This window comes from Rosettibacter firmus (assembly GCF_036860695.1).
GTDB lineage: Bacteria > Bacteroidota > Ignavibacteria > Ignavibacteriales > Melioribacteraceae > Rosettibacter > Rosettibacter firmus.
This window is the reverse complement of sequence record NZ_JAYKGJ010000005.1, coordinates 113,628-132,355: the sequence shown is the minus strand read 5'-3', so window position 1 is coordinate 132,355 and position 18,728 is coordinate 113,628. Positions and strand designations below refer to the sequence as shown.

Below are 18,728 nucleotides of genomic sequence, written 5' to 3'. Positions count from 1 at the left end.
ATTATGCAACTTTTTCCAGTAATAAATTTTTAGGACTTAATATTACTCTTGTTAATACATTACTGTCAAATAACTCATTAGATAATTCTAATATTTCATCACGAGTTACTGCTTTTATTTTCTTTATGGTTTCTTCTACAGATTTAATCTTACCAAAATAAATTACCGATTGAGCCAGTCTATGCATTCTATTAGTAGTACTTTCTAAACTCATCAAAATATTTCCTATTAAATATTCCTTAGCTCTTTCAAGTTCTTTTTGATCAACTTTTTTCTTTTTCAATTTATTAAGTTCACTAAAAATCAATTGTTGTGCTTTATAAATCGATTTCTCATTTGTTGAAAGATAAATTCCAAAAGTCGAAACATCATAAAATGAATTTAAGAAAGTATTTACCTGATAAGCGATTCCGTTTTCTTCTCTTAATTTTTGAAATAATCTTGAACTACTCCCTTCCCCTAAAATTTGTGATAGAACAGCCACCTTAATTCTTTTATTATCTTTAAAACCATAAGTTGGTCTTCCAAGAATATAATGAACCTGTTGAGTATCTTTCTCTACATGAATATCATGAGATTGCTGTAGAGATAAAGTTCTAATTTTATTGTTAGTTGGTTTAAAATCTTTTTTAATATACTTTTCTGTGAACTTAATTAAATCTTCGTGTTCAACTTTTCCAGATGCAACTATGAAAAATTTATCCAGAGTATAATTTTCATTTACATATTCAATTAAATCTTTTTGTTTGAAAGATCTCAAATTACTTTCCGTTCCAATAATTGGCATACCAAGAGAATTACCAATAAAAACATTACTTTCAAATTTATCGAAAATTAATTCTTCAGGAGAATCTTCGATATCATAAAGCTCATCGATAACAACCTTTGATTCTTTAGAAATTTCTTTAGGATCAAACTTAGAATTCTGGATCATATCAGCAAGTACTTCGAAAGTAGGTTCTATATTCTCAGCCAATCCTCTGCCATAAAAACAGGTGTGCTCTTTAGAAGTAAATGCATTCAGATATCCACCTAACGATTCTATATCCTCAGCAATTTTTTTTGCCGATCTCTTTCGAGTTCCTTTAAAAAACATATGTTCAAGGAAATGACTGATGCCATTATTTTCAGGAAGTTCGTCTCTCGAACCAACATTAAACCAGAATCCAAGCGAAAAAGATTTTACGTAATTTAATTTTTCGGAAACTATGGTGATGCCGTTTGATAATTTTGTTATATTCTTCAAAGAGATTTAGCCATTAATTATCTAAAAAATTATGAACAAATATAGAGAAAGCAAGATTGGATTTCAAAACTAAATAAATCTTCAAACTACAACTCAAAAATAAATCCCTTCTCTTTCAATCTCTCGTAATTCTTTTTGTCGAATTTATATAGAAAAGCTGGTCTTCTTTTACCATTTGTAGATGTTTGTTTCAATTTCTTAAGTAGATTCATATTCATTAATTTTTTCCTGAAATTTCTTTTATCAAGTTTTTTACCAAGTATAACTTCGTATAAAGTTTGCAATTGTGTTAAAGTAAATTTTTCTGGCAATAATTCAAAACCAATTGGTCGATACCTGATTCTTGTCCTTAATTTTTCAAGAGCTACTTTTACAATTTCATTGTGATCGAAAGGTAATTCTGGAAGCTCAGACAACTTTACCCATTTTACTTCCGAAGTATCAATTCCAGTTGATAATTTATACTGTTCAGGTTTAATTAAAGCAAAATATCCGATAGTAAAAACTCTACGAAGTGGATATCTATTAATTCCATCAAATATTGTGATTTCTTCTAAATAAATATTTTTAACTCCAGTGGTTTCTTCAAGAATTCTTTGAGCAGCATTTCTTATTAGTTCATTCTTTTTAACAAATCCACCTGGAAGAGCCCATTTTCCCTTTTCTGGTTTAATTGCCCTTTTAATTAATAAAACTTCCAGAGTAGAGTTTTCAAAACCAAATATTACGCAATCAATAGAAATATTTTTAATAACATCTTTTAGAATGTGTGACATTATATTGCTCCAAATGAATCAAAATTCTGAATAAAAAACTACTCAAAAGTTATTTCAAAAAAAATTATAAAATAAAAAGTATTAAGAAATAATTTTAGTGATTTTTAATTTCAATAAGTGTATTTTATACACATAAAAATTAAGAAACACAGGAGGAAAAAATTGTATTCAATTGGATACGACATAGGAAGCTCTTCAATTAAATGTTCAATTTTAGATATTGAAAAAGGAAAACCAGTAATCCAGGGCTTTTATCCAGAAGAAGAAATGAAAATCGATTCTCCCAAGCCTGGATGGGCAGAACAAAATCCCGAAACATGGTGGGAATATGTAAAAATACTTACCAGACAATTATTACAAAAATCAAATATTGATGTTCAACAAATTAAATCAATTGGCATTTCTTATCAGATGCATGGTCTTGTAGTTGTAGACAAAAATTATAAAGTACTAAGACCTTCGATAATCTGGTGCGATAGTCGTGCAGTTGAAATTGGAAACAATGCATTTGAAAAAATAGGTAGTGAATATTGCCTGAATAACTTGCTTAACTCACCGGGAAATTTTACTGCTTCAAAACTTAGATGGGTTAAAGAAAATGAACCGGATATTTTTAATAAAATTCATAAAATTATGCTACCTGGCGATTTTATTGCTATGAAATTGACAGGTGAAATTAATACAACAATTTCAGGTTTATCTGAAGGAATCTTCTGGGATTTCAGAAGTAATTCAATTTCAAAAAATATTCTTGATTATTATGAATTTGATGAATCAATTCTTCCTGATATTGTACCAACATTTTCAGTTCAGGGTTATCTAACAAAATCTGCAGCAGAAGAATTAGGTTTGAAAGAAGGGGTTGTAGTTTCATATCGTGCAGGAGACCAACCAAATAATGCTTTTTCATTAAATGTACTTAACCCTGGAGAAGTAGCAGCTACTGCAGGTACATCTGGTGTGGTTTATGCAGTAATTGATAAATTAAATTATGATAAAAAATCAAGAGTAAATCAATTTGCTCATGTTAATCATTCAAATGAACAGACACGCATTGGGGTTCTTTTGTGCATTAATGGTACTGGCATTTTGAATTCTTTTATAAGAAAAAATATGGCATCAGATCTTTCGTATAATGAAATGAATAATCTTGCACAGAATATTGAAATTGGTTGTGATGGTTTATCAATTCTACCATTTGGTAATGGTGCAGAAAGAATGTTTGAAAATAAAAATATAGGAAGCCATTTTCTAAATATTGATTTCAATCGACATACAAAAGCTCACTTCTTCCGTGCAGTTCAGGAAGGTATTGCTTTTTCGTTTAAATATGGAATTGAAATTATAAACGAAATGGGATTAGATATAAATGTTATTCGAGCTGGAAATTCAAATTTATTCTTGAGTCCAATTTTTAGAGAAACGCTAGCTAACTTAACTCAAGCAACAATCGAACTTTATGATACTGATGGTGCTCAGGGAGCTGCACGCGGAGCTGCTTACGGAGCAAAATTATATAATTCATTAAATGATGCTTTCAAAAATCTTGAAAAGATAAAAATTATAAATCATAATCCAGAGCTATCCGAAAAAACTTTCATCGCATATAATAAATGGTTAGAATTATTAAAAAAGTTTAATTGAGTATTCATCAACAAAAACAGGAATAAAACATATGGAAGTATTAATCGGTAACAAAGAATATTTCAAAGGAATTGGCAAAATTCCTTATGAAGGTAAAGATTCAAAAAATCCATTAGCTTATAAATGGTATGACGAGAATCGTATTGTATTTGGTAAAACCATGAAAGAATACTTCAGGTTTTCTGCTGCTTACTGGCATAGCTTCTGTTCAGAATTATCTGATCCATTTGGAAGAGGAACAAAAGTTCTTCCATGGAATCAGGAAAAAGATCCAATTTCAAGAGCAAAAGCAAAAATGGATGCAGCTTTTGAATTTATTACAAAATTAGGTTTACCATTTTATTGTTTTCACGACTTTGATATTGTAGAAGAAGGAGATACAATAGAAGAATCCGATAAAAGACTTCAGATAATGGTTGATTATGCTAAAGAAAAACAAAAAGCTTCTGGTGTAAAACTTTTATGGGGTACTGCAAATTTATTTTCACATCCAAGATATATGAATGGTGCTGCTACCAATCCTGATTTTCATGTATTAACATATGCAGCTACTCAGGTTAAAAGAGCAATAGATGTAACTATAGAATTGGGTGGCGAAAATTATGTATTCTGGGGTGGACGCGAAGGATACCTTACTTTACTTAATACCAATATGAAAAGAGAAAAAGATCATATGGCAAAGTTTTTAGAACTGGCAAAGGATTATGGACGTAAACATGGTTTTAAAGGTACATTTTTAATTGAACCCAAACCAATGGAACCTTCAAAACATCAATATGATTATGATGTTGAAACTGTAATTGGATTTTTAAGATATTATGGATTGGATAAGGATTTTAAATTAAATATCGAAGTTAATCATGCTACTTTAGCTGGACATACATTCCAGCACGAAATTCAATGTGCCGTTGACGCTGGTCTATTTGGAAGTATTGATGCAAATCGTGGTGATTATCAAAACGGCTGGGATACAGATCAGTTCCCAATTAATATTTATGAATTAACTGAAGCCATGCTTGTTATTGCAGAAGCTGGTGGTTTCGGAACAGGTGGTGTTAACTTCGATGCAAAAGTTAGAAGAAATTCAACTGATATTGAAGATTTATTCATAGCTCACATTGCTGGTATGGATGCTTTTGCAAGAGCATTAATTACAGCCGAAAAAATTCTAAATGAATCCGACTATAGAAAAATTAGAAAAGAAAGATATGCTTCTTTTGATAGTGGCGATGGAGCTAAATTTGAAAAAGGTGAATTAACTTTAGAGGATTTAAGAGAATTAGCAATTAAGTATGGTGAACCTAAACTAATCAGTGGTAAGCAAGAATTGTTAGAACAAATTATTAATATGTATATCTAATTTTTCACGAATTAATAATTATTAAAAAGGCTTTAGCATTTGGTTGCTAAAGCCTTTTTTATTGTTTCTTCAAAAATATTTTTGAACTATAAACTAACCTTAAACTTATTCATATACTTTTCATGGAATTGAGAAATTGCTCTATATGCTTTTTCTAAAATATCTTCTGGTGGAAGAAAAACAATTCTAAAATGATTTGTACCGGGTAACTGACCAAAGCCACTTCCTGGAACTACTACAACACCAGTTTCTTTCATCAATTCTTCTGTCCAGTGTTTATCATCATCAATATTATGGATTCTTGGAAATGCATAAAATGCTCCCCGAGGTTCTACACACGATATGCCTGGAATTGAATTCAACATTTCAACTGTTAAATTTCTTCTACTTGTTAATTTTTTAATTGCAACATCAAGATGGGATTGATCACCAAGTAATGATGGTGCAATTCCATATTGTTCAGGATGATTTGCACAGAGTCTTGCTCTCAACAATTTATTTATTGCTTCAATATAATCTTTCAGAGCATTTTTATTACCACTTACAATTCCCCATCCAATTCGAAATCCGGGTACCATATAATTTTTAGATAACCCACCAAAGGTAATAACTGGAACTTCAGGATTTAGAGATGCAATTGAAATATGTTTTTCGCCATCCATTAAAAGTTTATCATAAATTTCATCAGAAAAAATCACGAGGTTATGTTCAAGTGCAATATCAATTATTTTTTGTAAAGTCTCTCGAGATGCATTAGAACCTGTTGGATTGTTTGGATTAATTATAATTATTGCGCGAGTTTTTTCATTAATTTTACTTTTGATATCATCAATATCTGGTTGCCATCCATTAGATTCATCAAGGTAATAAGGATTTTCATACAATTGTAATTTACTTTGTATGGCTGTATAAAGCGGGTATCCTGGAGTTGGAGTTAAAATATTTTCGCCTTCGTTCAATAATGCTGTTAAACATATATCTATTGCTTCGCTTGCACCTGTTGTAATAAAAATATCCTGAATATTTTTTATTTCCTTTTTCTCAGCATCTTTTTCGATTGCTTCAAGTGCAGATTTAATACCAGAAGAAGGTGCATAGCCATTAAAGTTTTTCAACATTGCTTTATAAGTTTCTTCTATCAAATGCCGGGGAGGTTCAAAATCGAAAAGATTTGGGTCACCAATATTTAAATACAACATCTCTTTACCAGATTTAGCAATTTCATTCGCAAGTACAACTATATCTCTAACTGCATAAGTAATACTTTGTGTTCTTTTAGCAGGCTTAATAATAGAATCACTCATTCTTTTCTCACTTTTTATATTAAAAAATTATTGTCCACAAAAAATAATCTAAAATTAAAATACAGGCAGAACTAAGAACAAAAGAACGAATTGTAGATAATCCGACGCCTTCGGCTCCTCCTTCTGTTCTAAATCCAATATGACATCCAAGAAGTGAAGTTACTGCTCCAAATACCATCCCTTTAAATAATCCAAAGAGAAAATCACCAAATACAAAATATCTTCTAACAGATTCGAAAAAAACATTAAAAGAAACTCCCAAAAAAAAGTTTGATATAAAGTATGCACCAATTGTTGCAATCACATTAGCAAATATTACAAGAATGGGCATCATAATAATAGCAGCAAAAAATCTTGGTGTAGCTAAAAACCTAACAGGACTTATTCCCATAGTTTCTAAAGCATCAATTTGTTCAGTAACTTTCATTGAACCCAGCTCTGCAGCAATTGAAGCTCCTACTCTACCTGCAATTACAATTGCAGTAAGAACAGGTCCTAACTCAGTTATAATTGCTCGACTTGTAGCAGCTCCTAAAAAAGATAGAGGTGCGAGCCCTTTCAGTTGATATGCTGCCTGCCAGGCTGATACTGCTCCAGTGAATATTGCAATTATAAAAACAAGAGGGATAGAATTTACTCCTATATGTTCCATTTGAAAAAAGAAATTCCTACGTCCTTTAACTAAGGAAGGTGCATAGAAAAAAATTTCTCCCATTAACTTAAATATCTGACCACTTTCCTGTAAAAAGTCTATTGTTTTTTTGCCTATCTTTTGTACGACATTAACTATCATATATAAAATTATTTTTTTAACAAAACTAATAAAGTTGTTTGATTTTATAAATTACATCTTTAGAATCTTTTGCAGATACTAAATCTTCTACAACTTTTTTATTACCAAACTTCATAGCAATTTCTGAAATGAGTTCCAGTTGTATTTCCGGATTATCTTCTGGTGTAATTAAAAGTATTATAATTTTTGCAGGTAGTTTATCAATAGAATCAAAATCCAGACCCTGTTTATGAATAGCAATCGCAGCTAAAGGTTTCTTTATTTTAAGCCTTGCATGAGGTATAGCAATTGAGTTTTCAAGTCCTGTTGAAATTAGTTTTTCTCTTTCAAGCACACGTTTAAATAAATTTTGAAAATCAATCCCATTGTATTGAGAAATATTTTTACAAAGTATTTTTATCAGTTCTTCTTTATCATTTATATCTGTAAAAATAATGTTCTCAGGTTTTATCAAATTAGATAATTTTATGATTGTTTGTGCTTTTTTAATAAATAAACTCATTAATGGTGCACTGGATAATGTTGTAACTATTGCCATAATTATTAAAGCTACAAACACTTTTTCGTTTATCAATCCCGATTCATATGCTATTGTTCCAAGAATAAGTTCAATTGTACCATGTGCATTCAAACCAAATGCAATAATAAATGAATCGTTTTTGTTGAAGCCAGATAAATATCCACCCAGAAAAGCACCAGTAATTTTTCCTGCAATGGATAATGAAATAAACATTATAACAAGAAGTAAATCGAAATTATCGATAAAGTTTATTTTTAATCCTACTGTTACAAAAAACAGAGGAGCAAAAATATTCGTTATAAATTGGTTTAAAATCTCTCGAATATTTTCTTTTAAATAACCTGAATCACCTATTGCGATTCCAACTATAAATGCTCCAAAAATTGCATGAATTCCTATATACTCAGTAAATGCAGCACCTAAAAATCCAAGTATGAATATAATATTTAATAAGCCTCCTGGATTTGAGAGATATTTATTTGAAAAGCCAAGAATATAATCAAATAATTTTCTGAATAAGAAGAATACTGCTAAAGCAAAGAAAATTAGATATACAATAATTTCATATACTTCAAAATTTTGTGAATGAGTTTTCCCAATTATTCCCAGTAAAACAGAAAAAATCAGCCAGCCAATTAGATCGATTAACATAGCAGCTGTTATAATAGAAGAGCCTATTTCAGACTTGAAAATGTTTAATTCCATTAATGTCCTGGCAACAACTGGTAAAGCAGTAACTGAAAGAGCAGTACCTATGAAAAGAGAATAAATAAGATGCATTTCAGAATTTATTAAGCCAAAATTTTTTGGAAAAAAGTAAGAAGCAAAAAAACCTATAAGGAAAGGAAAAAGAACTCCAAACAAACTTATTAAAAATGGTTTTTTCCCTTGTTTAATCATTAATGATATATCTATTTCAATTCCTGTTATCAACAGTAACATTACAACTCCTAAAGTTGTTAATCCATGAAGTGCAATTGATACTGTTTGAGATTGGTGAAAAAGAAGGTTATAGCTCTCTGGAAAAATTTTACCAAAAATTGTTGGTCCTAAAAATATTCCTGCTATTATTTCTCCAATAACAATAGGTTGTTTAATTAATCTTAATAACTCTCCAAACCCTCTTGCAAAAAGTAGAATGATACTTATACTAACCAAAAAGATTGTTATTTCATTAGAAGACATTTGCATAAATATCCTTCAGGAACGAATAATTAATAATGAACAGGGGAGTTGATTCAAAATTATTTCAATATCATGTTGAAATAATTTATCAAATAGTTTTAATTTTTTAGGAGGCGAAGATAATACAAGCAAATCGCTAGCAGAATCTTTTGCGTATTGTTTTAATTCCCAGCCCTGTTTACCATAAAGACATACTCTTTTTATGTTCAAACCTGTAAGATTTAGTTCATCAGAAAATACTTTCAGTTTTTCTTCTTCTTCTTTTTGATATTCAATTCTTGTCTTCTCAGTTTTATTAACTTCACCACCATCATAGATTGTAATTGCAAGACCTGGGATTTGAAATTCTCGAACAAGTATAAATTCATCTGCTTTTTCCAGTTTGGCAAACTCAAAAGCTTTTTTTACAGCATACTCTCCCGCTTGAGAATAATCAATATTTACACAAAATTTTTTGAATGGACTTATGATATTTTGAGGATTCACAATTACAAGAATAGAACTTGTAACTTCATGCATTAATTTTCTTGCTACCGAACCAAGATAATATTTCAATATACTTTCTTTTTCTAAAGCTCCACAAATTAGTAAATCAATATTTTTTTCTTTACAAACATCTGATATTAATTTTACGGGTTCTTCTTTTTTAATTATAATTTCATAATCATTGTCAAAAAATTCACTGCTTTGAATCATTTGAGAAATTTTTGTACGATATTCTAATGTATCTTCTCCAGCATGAATAATAAAAAAATCAGAATTAAATAATTTTTTTAATCTCAATGCAATTCTTAAAAGTGCAAATGCATTTGGAGAAAATGTAAAAGCTAAACCTACGCGTTTAAATAACATTTCATTTTAAATCCTTTTTGTTTTTTAAATTAATTAAAAACTTTTCTTATTGCCAATTACTAATTAATTTCATATATATTGCAGAAAAAAAATATATATCAAACAATGATGGTGAACAAAATGGAAGATTTTATTATTGAAAAAGTTGAACGAAAATCAAAAGTTGAGCTTCCGGAAAATCTTGTCTTTGGTAAAATTTTTACCGACCACATTTTCGAGATGGATTATGATGAATCAAACGGTGGTTGGCAGAAACCTACAATAAAAAAATTTCATGATTTAAGTATAAGTCCAGCTGCAATGGTCTTTCATTATGGACAGGCAATATTCGAAGGATTAAAAGCTTATAAACAAGTCAACGGAAAAATTGCTTTATTCAGACCGGAAGAAAATGTAAAAAGATTGAATCGTTCTGCAAGAAGATTATGCATTCCAGAAGTTGAACCTGAACTTGCATTAAAAGCTATCAAAGAACTTGTAAGAATCGATAAAGACTGGATTCCTTCAAAACCCGGTTATTCACTTTATATTAGACCTTTTATAATTGCTACTGAACCATGTTTTGGTGTTCGAGCTTCGAATAATTATAAGTTTATGATAATTTTAAGTCCAGTTGGTCCATACTATCCCGAAGGATTCCTGCCAGTACCAATTATGGTTACAGATAAATATGTTCGTGCTGTAAGAAAAGGAACAGGTGATTGCAAAGCTGCAGGTAATTATGCTGCAGGACTATTAGCACAATCCGAAGCTAAAGATGAAGGTTATTCTCAGGTACTCTGGCTAGATGCAATAGAACAAAATTACATTGAAGAAGTAGGTGCTATGAATATATTTGTAAGATTTAAAGATGAAGTTGCTACACCCATGCTCAGCGGTTCAATTTTACCTGGAATAACAAGAATGTCTGTTATTCAATTGTTGAAAGATTGGGGATATAATGTAACAGAACGACTTATCTCTATTCATGAAGTTATTGATGCTTATAATAATGGGAAATTATTAGAAATATTTGGCACTGGAACTGCAGCTGTTATTTCTTCTGTTAGTCGATTAAAATACAATGATAAAATTTTACAATTTAACGATACAAAACCCGGCGAGCTGGCAACTAAACTTTATGAAGAGCTTACTGGAATTCAATATGGTAAAATAGAAGATAGATATGGATGGATTACGTATGTAGATTAATTTTCTAAAATAAAATTTAAATACGTAGTCGTAGCAAATTATGCTACGACTTTTTTTATAAGCCTGCATTCTAAAATAAATTCTTAAAAAACTGAATCCCATTTAATTAAAAAATTCCTACCAATTAAAAATTTACTTGACACCTGAACATTTGTTCACTATATTAACAGTGAACAAATGAGCACTATTATGAAAAACCAAAAAATCACACAACGCCAGAAAGAAATCCTCGATTTCATTCAAGACTATGTGGATTTTAATGGTTATCCACCCACTTATCGAGAGATCGGGAAAAAATTCAATATTTCAAGTACATTTGGTGTAAAGCGTCATATCGATGCATTAATTAAAAAAGGTTATTTAAGTAATGAGTCAAGAGCCAGTAGAACATTATCTTTAGTTGTAAATAATACACCAACAGAAGAACAAAATATTGTTGAAATTCCAATTGTTGGACGAGTAGCTGCTGGTATTCCGTTGCTGGCAGAAGAAAATATTGAAGGCAATCTTTCAATCGACAAAAATTTAATTGGAAATCGTAATGAATGCTTTGGCTTAAAGGTGCGTGGCGATAGTATGAAAAACGCAGGTATACTTGAAGGAGATTTAGTAATTGTACAACCTCAAAGGGAAGCACAAAATGGTGATATCATAATAGCCTTACTGGGAGACGAAGCAACTATGAAAAGATTTGTTATTGAAAATGGCAGAATTTACCTCGTACCAGAAAATGAAAATTATAAACCAATACTTGTTGAAAATACCGATGACTTTTCGATAATAGGAAAAGTAATTGGTGTTTTCAGAAGTTATAGTTAAAATTGGAGTAATTATGAAAACAGTAATTTTTAAATCAGCAATTCATAATAGAAATAGAATAAAATTTTTATATGGCTTAAAAGAATTTATCGTAGAACCACTTTATGTTTCAAAAAACAAAAATGGTAAGAAAGTACTCTATGGAAAAGTATTTGGAACAAACGAAATAAAATGTTTTGAGTATAAAAAAATATCGAACATCAAAACACTTAATTATCAAAAATTTTCGCCAGTAATTTCAATAACACCATTAATTAATTAGAAATGAAATTAGAAAAAGAAAAAATTAGAGTTGAGAGATTGGTTGATCATCTACTGAGTCGTGGATATATGACTTTAAGTAGAAAGTATAGTAAATATCTTCCAAAGCCACCTTCAATAAATGGTTGGGATATTGATGTAGTTGCAAGTATTACTGAACCAGTATATTTTAAATCAAAGTATAGAAAGAAAATCGCAATTGGAATAACACTTTCTGATAAAGATCTTGATGACCCACAACTTTTATCACGATTAAATAAACTTGCAAATCTAAAAACAAAGTCAAATAGTAAAGTAACATTATTTGTTGGTGTTCCAGCCAATAAGATTCTTCAGGCAGATATGATTATCAATTTACTTGATGATGAAGTTAAAAACAAAATTAAATTAGTCCCTATAATAGATGAAGATGATAGATGAAGATGAATAAATCAATTTTTTTTATGAATTATATAACTCTTTTCCCCTATTTCATTATATCTTAAAAATAAAACTAACCATAATAGAATATTGAGTTTTTGGCTCTTTAAGTAAGTAAAATAAATTATTCATTTTTCCACTAACAGATATCCCGAAATTTTCTGACATCATATTATTAATACCTATTCCTATGCCTGCTCCAATAAGATTTTTACTTTCTCTCCTACCAGAACCTGGTTCTATATCAAATTTTATTAATTCTTTTGTATCCTCGTCTATTAATATTATATTTTTATACTTATTATACTTTAAATAATTATAACCCACATCGACTGTAAAATATATATTAAAAGTCTTAACCGATTTTAAATTCTTTTGTATTCCTGTATAAAAATAAATTAATAAATGATCATCTTCTGAGTAAGAAGTATAAGGCAACCGATTACCAGTTGCGTACGATATTATATTTTTATCCCAGCTTGATATTCCAGAATTAAAATACAAATAAACAGATTCTCCTAATAAATAATTTAACTGTATATTTGCTGTTAATCCTTTATCATTACTGTTGGGCATCAGTAATCCACCATTAATTTGAATTGAATATTTAGGCTGCGATAAAACTTGTGCTACTAAAAACAAATGCAATAAAGTTAAAAAAAATAATTTTTTCATAACTTTACTCCATTTTTATGTTACATATAAAAAATTACTTAATGTAAAATCAAAATAACTAAAAATAATTCCCGATACTAATCTGAAACGAACTAAATTTCATACTAACAAAATCGTTTGAAACAACTTTGGAAAAGAAACCATTGTAATTAACTTCTAAAAAGAGTTTACCATTTAAAAAAGTTTTAGGTTGAATCCCAATTCCCAGATTGTACCCTATTAAAAATTTCTTTACGTATCTATTCATTATAAGTTGATCTCTATTTCCTATCATATAATTAAAAGTAGGAGCAAAAATTCCATAAAATTTAACTGCTTGCATTTCATATTCAGGTTGAAAGGATATTTGAAAGACTAAAAAATCATATGCATGATCCAGTGTAATAAATTCTCCAGTACCATCTGGATTTTCTGATGTTGTAACAGGGATTTTATCTTCAGCACCAATTTGTTTATAACCCATTTCAGCTACAAAGCTGATATTATCAGTTTTAAATATTTGTGCAAAGAAACCGTAATTACTACCAATTCTGGCATTTCTATATAAATTCCAGTAATAATTTTTAATATCGATATCTACTGCTTTTGAAAAGGTAACCCCGATTTTAATTCCATAATTTGTAACTGATTGTGCTGATGTTAAAGTGAACAAAAATAACAATACAATAAGTATTTTTGTTTTCATTATATATTACTTTATAAGAATTTTTCAAATTGGAACTGGACGTAAATTAATAGTAATAGTTGCAATATTTTTTGTTTCTTGCTTAATTTCATTAGGCTTTTTCTTTTCAGAGATCATAGCTTGCTGCTGAATACTAACAAAACGTAAGAGTGGTTTATTTTCCATAACTTTAAATTCAGCTGGAAATGTTACAGAAACTTCAGTTGCTACAAAAGCTAAACCCTCTTTTGATTTCTTAGCTTCTTCAGAAATAACTTGATTAGCTCTTGCAAGAGAATTTGAAAGTAATTCAACTACTTTTTCAAATCCAATAAATTCTTCTTCTTTTTTAACTGCCATATGACCTCATTTTATCCTTCCAAAGTTACTACAGGTACGATTGTGCAACTAATTTCAAGTCCCCAATGACTTTTATAATCAACTGTAATTTTTTCTTTAATGCTTAATCGCCAGATATTTAGTGAAATATTAGTTTCACTTTGTACTGAAAAATCAGCAGAAATATTTACTTTAAAAGTAAATTCTTTTATTGCCATTGGATCAGCGCCTGTACTCATAATAGCTTGAGCTGCGCGTGCTGAAGCTGCCATTGAAACAATATATACTGAAAGTTCTACTGGATTTGCTACTGCCATGATTCCCTCCTTTATATTAAAATTATTTCAAGAGAGGAATATATATAGAATTTTAGATGTTCCTCATTGAAGATTCTAACATTAACATAAAAAATATATATTATTAAGTCAAACTTTAGGATGTCAGATTTTTTTTATTAAATATATAGCTACAGCTTCAGCTACTTTTTCGCCATCTATAGCAGAAGAAACAATACCTCCCGCATAACCAGCACCTTCTCCACATGGAAATAATCCTTCAATTTCAATATGCATGAATGATGAATTATCCCTCGGTATTCTGACTGGTGAACTAGTTCTGGTTTCGGGTGCAAGTAATTGAGCTTCTTCGGTTATATATCCTTTCATTTTATTATTGAAAAAATATAATGCATTTGTAATTCCTTTAACAATATTTTGTGGTAAAATTTCATGAAGTGGAGCGCTAACTACACCAGGAATGTAAGAAGTTTTTGGAAGTGAACTGGAAATAGTTCTATTTAAAAAATCTGTTACTCTTTGTGCAGGAGCTTTTTGATTACTCCCTCCAGCTATAAATGCAGATCTTTCAATTGCTTTTTGAAATTCTAAACCAGCAAAAACTCCAGCTTTATCAAATTGTTTCCAATCGCGTTCATCAACAGAAACTACAAGTCCCGAATTTGCAAAAGGTGAATTACGTCTTGAAACACTCATACCATTTAAAACTAACTCTTCATTCGAAGTTGATGCTGGAATTATAATTCCTCCTGGACACATACAAAATGAATATACACCATGTTTATCGACTTGACATGCAAGATTATAACTTGCAGCAGGTAAATTTGGATGACGAATTTTTGAGTGATATTGTATTTCATCAATTAAATTTTGTGGATGTTCAATTCTTACACCCACAGCAAAAGGTTTTGATTCTAACTTAATTCCTTTTTGATTTAATAAATAATAAATATCTCTTGCAGAATGACCTACAGCAAGAATAACTGCATCTGCAATAAATTCTTTCTCATTATTTACGATCACACCTAATATTTTTCTATCTTTAATAATGAAATCTGTTACTCGTGAATTAAAATAAATTTCACCTCCACAATTCAAAATTGTTTGTCGAATGTTAGTAATAATTCCAGGCAATTTATTTGAACCAATATGAGGATGCGAATCAATAAGTATTTCTTCTTTAGCACCATGCTGAACGAGTAATGTAAGTATTCTTTTAAAATCCCCTCGTTTTGTAGAACGAGTATAAAGTTTTCCATCACTATATGTTCCTGCACCTCCTTCTCCAAAACAATAATTTGAATCTGGATTTACAATCCCATCTCTTTGGATTGCCTTTAAATCTCTTCTTCTACTCCGAACATCTTTTCCTCTTTCAAGTATTACTGGTTTTATTCCTAATTCTATTAACTTCATTGCTGCAAACATTCCTGCAGGTCCAAAACCAACTATAATAACTTTTTTATCACTGTTAACACTTTTAAATTCAATTCTTTTAGGATATTCATCGGGTTGTTCTTTAATGTATGCAATTACTTTTAGTTTATAAACTGGATTTATTTTCCTTGCATCTATTGATCTTTTTAATATTCTTATAGAATTAATTTCTTCGGCATTAACTTTTAGGCGAGAAATTACCTGGCTTTTTATAAATTCATAATCAAATATATTATCTGGATGAATAGTTAATTCAATTTCTTTTTTCATTGTTATTCTCTATCTCAATACAATGTCTCATTAACATATGATAAAATTAATTATCATTTATTTTTACTTCACCAATGTACAAATCAAATCTTAATACAAAAGATTTTATTTCGTTTATAATTTTTGCTTCTAAGTTTTTTATTTGAGCAATATCTGCTGGATCTAATTTTATAATGTTATCAATACTAAATATTAATTTTAATAAGTTGACTTTATAATTCCACCATCTACTGCAATTGTAGAACCAGTAATATATCCAGCCAGTTCAGATGCAAGATAAACAATTAGAGAAGCAACTTCGTCTGGGCGTGCTAATCTTTTCATCGGGACTTCATTTGCTATTGAAGCGAGCACTTCTTCGTGTGAAGTCCCTAATTGTTTCGCTTTTATAATTGCAAGTTCATAAATACGAGAGGTTAATGTATAGCCAGGAGCAACATTATTAATTGTAATATTATATTTCCCCACTTGATTACTAAGTGTTTTAGCAAATGCAGTTACAGCACTACGTAATGAATTTGACAAAATTAAATTATCTACAGGTTGTTTAACAGCAAGAGAGGTAATATTAATAATTCTACCCCATTTTTTTTCTTTCATTGCAGGAAGAACTAATCGAGTAAACCTAATAACACTCAATAAAATTTGCTTATATGCAAAATCCCAGTCTTCGTCGTTTAATTCTTCAAAAAAACCAGAAGGAGGGCCACCACAATTATTCACAAGAATATCGATACTACCAAATGCTTCGTTAACTAATTTTATGGCGTTTTCAATATCTTCTAAATTATTAATATCACAAACAAACCATAGTGGTTCAACATTGTATATTACTTTTATTTCTTGAACAGCTTTTAATAAATTCTCTTTACTTCTTGAGCAAATAGCAACATTACATCCTTCTTTAATAAATTGTTCTGCAACTGCTCTACCAATTCCTTTACTGGCTGCTGTTACAAGAACATTTTTACCACTAATATTGAGTTCCAATTTTTACTCCTAATTAATTACAATTAGAAATAAATATTTAAGTAAATTAAAAAAGCTGCCCCAATCAAATAAAATTAATTGAGGCAGCAATTTAAATTAAATTTCAGGATTATAATTAATTGCAGCTAAACCAGGAAAAATTGCGGTTGTATCCAATTCTTCTTCAATTCTTAGTAATTGATTATACTTTGCAATTCTATCTGTTCTACTTGCAGAACCGGTTTTAATCTGTCCAGCATTTGTTGCTACTGCGATATCAGCTATTGTAGTATCTTCGGTTTCACCAGAGCGATGACTGATTATAGATGTATAGCCAGCTCTTTTTGCCATTTCGATTGCTTCAAGAGTTTCTGTAAGAGTTCCAATTTGATTTACTTTGATTAATATTGAATTAGCAACACCTTTCTCAATTCCTTTTGCAAGAAATTCTGTGTTGGTCACAAATAAATCATCTCCAACAAGTTGAATTTTATCTCCAATTTTATCTGTTAATAATTTCCAGCCATCCCAATCAAATTCTGCCATTCCATCTTCAAGCGAAATAATTGGATATTTGTTTACCCAGTTAACCCAGAAATCAACCATCTTTTCTGGTGACATATAAGATTTATCTGATTTGAAGAAATAATATGCTTTTTTATCATTATCCCACATTTCACTTGCTGCAGGATCTAAAGCAATAAATATATCTTTACCAGCTTTATAGCCAGCTTTTTCAATAGCTTCTAAGATTACTTCAATAGCTTCTTCATTTGATTTTAAGTTTGGAGCAAATCCACCTTCATCACCAACGGCTGTGTTATAACCTTTTTTGTGAAGGACTGATTTAAGACTATGAAAAGTTTCAACACCCATTCTTAAAGCTTCTGAAAAACTTGTAGCACCTGCAGGCATCACCATAAATTCTTGAAAGTCAACATTATTATCAGCATGCTTACCGCCATTAAGAATATTCATCATTGGTACTGGTAAAGTTCTTGCATTTGTACCACCGATGTAACGATATAAAGGTAAACCAAGAGCTTCGGCAGCTGCTTTTGCACATGCTAATGAAACACCCAGAATTGCATTGGCACCAAGTTCAGATTTATTTGGTGTCCCATCTAATTCACATAACAAATTATCAATAGCAACTTGTTCAGTTGCATCAAAATCAATTATTTCATCTGCAATCCTATTGTTAACATTTTCAACAGCTTTTTTTACACCTTTTCCGAGATAACGAGATTTGTCGCCATCTCTTAATTCTACAGCTTCGTTCTCTCCTGTAGAAGCACCACTTGGAACAGCAGCTCTTCCTACCACTCCGCATTCTAAAGTAACTTCTACTTCAATTGTGGGATTCCCTCTTGAGTCAAGGATTTCTCTTCCCCAAACATCTACTATTGTAGTCATTTCTTAACTCCTATTAATTATTAAATGTCAAATGCAAAAATAATTAAAAGATTGAAGTATTATCAATCTTATAACTAAATTTATTTTGCTTCTTTCACGACGATGTTATAGCGAGTAAAGTAAGAGAATAATTTTTTTTATATTTGCATTGCTGAATTTATTTGTGCCCCCGTAGCTCAGTATGGATAGAGCAGGAGTTTCCTAAACTCTTGGTCGGAGGTTCGAGTCCTCTCGGGGGTACTAAATCAATCCAATTTATCATGGATAGAGCAGCCCGTCTAAAGACGAGGT

At 30.1% G+C, this 18,728-nt stretch carries 19 protein-coding genes and 1 tRNA gene; 7 read left to right on the top strand and 13 right to left on the bottom strand.

The window, feature by feature from the left end; translation table 11 throughout:
- Position 1: 1 nt before the first annotated feature.
- On the bottom strand, positions 2 to 1,246 hold the full coding sequence (locus VJY38_RS13690) for a M16 family metallopeptidase (protein ID WP_353681289.1): 1,245 nt from the start codon (positions 1,244 to 1,246) through the stop codon (positions 2 to 4).
- A gap of 86 nt (positions 1,247 to 1,332) precedes the next feature.
- A complete protein-coding gene (locus tag VJY38_RS13685) occupies positions 1,333 to 2,022 on the bottom strand; it encodes an NUDIX hydrolase (protein WP_353681288.1) in 690 nt (229 codons plus the stop codon).
- A 162-nt stretch (positions 2,023 to 2,184) separates the two neighbouring features.
- Here VJY38_RS13685 and VJY38_RS13680 point away from each other — a divergent pair, with 162 nt between their 5' ends.
- Complete coding sequence (locus tag VJY38_RS13680; protein ID WP_353681287.1) at positions 2,185 to 3,666, top strand: xylulokinase; 1,482 nt, start codon at positions 2,185 to 2,187, stop codon at positions 3,664 to 3,666.
- Between the two features lie 31 nt (positions 3,667 to 3,697).
- A complete protein-coding gene (gene xylA / locus VJY38_RS13675) occupies positions 3,698 to 5,026 on the top strand; it encodes a xylose isomerase (RefSeq protein WP_353681286.1) in 1,329 nt (442 codons plus the stop codon).
- A gap of 86 nt (positions 5,027 to 5,112) precedes the next feature.
- On the opposite strand, the gene VJY38_RS13670 is transcribed toward xylA, so the two are convergent.
- From VJY38_RS13670 to VJY38_RS13655, 4 genes are read right to left on the bottom strand one after another with little or no spacing between them, the layout of a single operon-like run.
- Entirely contained in the window at positions 5,113 to 6,330 is a 1,218-nt protein-coding gene (locus VJY38_RS13670) for an aminotransferase class I/II-fold pyridoxal phosphate-dependent enzyme (protein ID WP_353681285.1), read from the bottom strand.
- Between the two features lie 19 nt (positions 6,331 to 6,349).
- Positions 6,350 to 7,123, bottom strand: a complete 774-nt coding sequence (locus tag VJY38_RS13665) for an MlaE family ABC transporter permease (protein ID WP_353681284.1) — start codon at positions 7,121 to 7,123, stop codon at positions 6,350 to 6,352.
- A 25-nt stretch (positions 7,124 to 7,148) separates the two neighbouring features.
- Complete coding sequence (locus VJY38_RS13660; RefSeq protein WP_353681283.1) at positions 7,149 to 8,828, bottom strand: cation:proton antiporter domain-containing protein; 1,680 nt, start codon at positions 8,826 to 8,828, stop codon at positions 7,149 to 7,151.
- 15 nt (positions 8,829 to 8,843) lie between these two features.
- Positions 8,844 to 9,680, bottom strand: a complete 837-nt coding sequence (locus tag VJY38_RS13655) for a universal stress protein (protein ID WP_353681282.1) — start codon at positions 9,678 to 9,680, stop codon at positions 8,844 to 8,846.
- Positions 9,681 to 9,800: 120 nt separating this feature from the next.
- On the opposite strand from VJY38_RS13655, the gene VJY38_RS13650 reads away from it, so the two are divergent.
- The 4 genes from VJY38_RS13650 (at position 9,801) to VJY38_RS13635 (ending at position 12,371) form a co-directional block, all read left to right on the top strand.
- Positions 9,801 to 10,871 (top strand): branched-chain amino acid aminotransferase, encoded by a 1,071-nt coding sequence (locus tag VJY38_RS13650; protein WP_353681281.1) that lies wholly within the window; start codon positions 9,801 to 9,803, stop codon positions 10,869 to 10,871.
- Between the two features lie 189 nt (positions 10,872 to 11,060).
- Positions 11,061 to 11,690, top strand: coding sequence for a transcriptional repressor LexA (gene lexA / locus VJY38_RS13645; protein ID WP_353681280.1), 630 nt, complete (start codon positions 11,061 to 11,063; stop codon positions 11,688 to 11,690).
- A 13-nt stretch (positions 11,691 to 11,703) separates the two neighbouring features.
- Entirely contained in the window at positions 11,704 to 11,952 is a 249-nt protein-coding gene (locus VJY38_RS13640) for a hypothetical protein (protein ID WP_353681279.1), read from the top strand.
- Between the two features lie 2 nt (positions 11,953 to 11,954).
- A complete protein-coding gene (locus VJY38_RS13635) occupies positions 11,955 to 12,371 on the top strand; it encodes a hypothetical protein (protein ID WP_353681278.1) in 417 nt (138 codons plus the stop codon).
- Positions 12,372 to 12,425: 54 nt separating this feature from the next.
- On the opposite strand, the gene VJY38_RS13630 is transcribed toward VJY38_RS13635, so the two are convergent.
- The 7 genes from VJY38_RS13630 to eno all read right to left on the bottom strand — a co-directional run bounded on the left by VJY38_RS13630 (position 12,426) and on the right by eno (position 18,437).
- Positions 12,426 to 13,046: a hypothetical protein gene (locus tag VJY38_RS13630; protein WP_353681277.1), complete on the bottom strand. Its 621-nt coding sequence runs from the start codon at positions 13,044 to 13,046 to the stop codon at positions 12,426 to 12,428.
- Between the two features lie 58 nt (positions 13,047 to 13,104).
- Entirely contained in the window at positions 13,105 to 13,731 is a 627-nt protein-coding gene (locus VJY38_RS13625) for an outer membrane beta-barrel protein (protein ID WP_353681276.1), read from the bottom strand.
- A gap of 24 nt (positions 13,732 to 13,755) precedes the next feature.
- The gene (locus VJY38_RS13620; protein WP_353681275.1) at positions 13,756 to 14,070 is read right to left on the bottom strand and encodes a hypothetical protein; all 315 of its coding nucleotides are present in this window, start codon (positions 14,068 to 14,070) and stop codon (positions 13,756 to 13,758) included.
- Between the two features lie 11 nt (positions 14,071 to 14,081).
- On the bottom strand, positions 14,082 to 14,366 hold the full coding sequence (locus VJY38_RS13615) for a hypothetical protein (RefSeq protein WP_353681274.1): 285 nt from the start codon (positions 14,364 to 14,366) through the stop codon (positions 14,082 to 14,084).
- Positions 14,367 to 14,489: 123 nt separating this feature from the next.
- Positions 14,490 to 16,052 (bottom strand): NAD(P)/FAD-dependent oxidoreductase, encoded by a 1,563-nt coding sequence (locus VJY38_RS13610; protein WP_353681273.1) that lies wholly within the window; start codon positions 16,050 to 16,052, stop codon positions 14,490 to 14,492.
- A gap of 198 nt (positions 16,053 to 16,250) precedes the next feature.
- Positions 16,251 to 17,042 carry an SDR family oxidoreductase gene (locus VJY38_RS13605; protein ID WP_353681272.1) on the bottom strand — a complete coding sequence of 264 codons (792 nt, stop codon included), beginning with the start codon at positions 17,040 to 17,042 and terminating at the stop codon, positions 16,251 to 16,253.
- A 96-nt stretch (positions 17,043 to 17,138) separates the two neighbouring features.
- Positions 17,139 to 18,437 carry a phosphopyruvate hydratase gene (eno, locus tag VJY38_RS13600; RefSeq protein WP_353681271.1) on the bottom strand — a complete coding sequence of 433 codons (1,299 nt, stop codon included), beginning with the start codon at positions 18,435 to 18,437 and terminating at the stop codon, positions 17,139 to 17,141.
- A gap of 165 nt (positions 18,438 to 18,602) precedes the next feature.
- Here eno and VJY38_RS13595 point away from each other — a divergent pair.
- Positions 18,603 to 18,677, top strand: a tRNA-Arg gene (locus VJY38_RS13595).
- Positions 18,678 to 18,728 lie beyond the last annotated feature (51 nt).

Coding starts and splice junctions, on each gene's coding strand:
- VJY38_RS13650 (WP_353681281.1), top strand. CDS start 9,801: ATGGAAGATTTTATTATTGAAAAAGTTGAACGAAAATCAAAAGTTGAG.
- VJY38_RS13630 (WP_353681277.1), bottom strand. CDS start 13,046: ATGAAAAAATTATTTTTTTTAACTTTATTGCATTTGTTTTTAGTAGCA.
- xylA (WP_353681286.1), top strand. CDS start 3,698: ATGGAAGTATTAATCGGTAACAAAGAATATTTCAAAGGAATTGGCAAA.
- VJY38_RS13640 (WP_353681279.1), top strand. CDS start 11,704: ATGAAAACAGTAATTTTTAAATCAGCAATTCATAATAGAAATAGAATA.
- VJY38_RS13660 (WP_353681283.1), bottom strand. CDS start 8,828: ATGTCTTCTAATGAAATAACAATCTTTTTGGTTAGTATAAGTATCATT.
- VJY38_RS13625 (WP_353681276.1), bottom strand. CDS start 13,731: ATGAAAACAAAAATACTTATTGTATTGTTATTTTTGTTCACTTTAACA.
- VJY38_RS13665 (WP_353681284.1), bottom strand. CDS start 7,123: ATGATAGTTAATGTCGTACAAAAGATAGGCAAAAAAACAATAGACTTT.
- VJY38_RS13610 (WP_353681273.1), bottom strand. CDS start 16,052: ATGAAAAAAGAAATTGAATTAACTATTCATCCAGATAATATATTTGAT.
- VJY38_RS13615 (WP_353681274.1), bottom strand. CDS start 14,366: ATGGCAGTAGCAAATCCAGTAGAACTTTCAGTATATATTGTTTCAATG.
- VJY38_RS13620 (WP_353681275.1), bottom strand. CDS start 14,070: ATGGCAGTTAAAAAAGAAGAAGAATTTATTGGATTTGAAAAAGTAGTT.
- eno (WP_353681271.1), bottom strand. CDS start 18,437: ATGACTACAATAGTAGATGTTTGGGGAAGAGAAATCCTTGACTCAAGA.
- VJY38_RS13670 (WP_353681285.1), bottom strand. CDS start 6,330: ATGAGTGATTCTATTATTAAGCCTGCTAAAAGAACACAAAGTATTACT.
- VJY38_RS13685 (WP_353681288.1), bottom strand. CDS start 2,022: ATGTCACACATTCTAAAAGATGTTATTAAAAATATTTCTATTGATTGC.
- VJY38_RS13635 (WP_353681278.1), top strand. CDS start 11,955: ATGAAATTAGAAAAAGAAAAAATTAGAGTTGAGAGATTGGTTGATCAT.
- lexA (WP_353681280.1), top strand. CDS start 11,061: ATGAAAAACCAAAAAATCACACAACGCCAGAAAGAAATCCTCGATTTC.
- VJY38_RS13655 (WP_353681282.1), bottom strand. CDS start 9,680: ATGTTATTTAAACGCGTAGGTTTAGCTTTTACATTTTCTCCAAATGCA.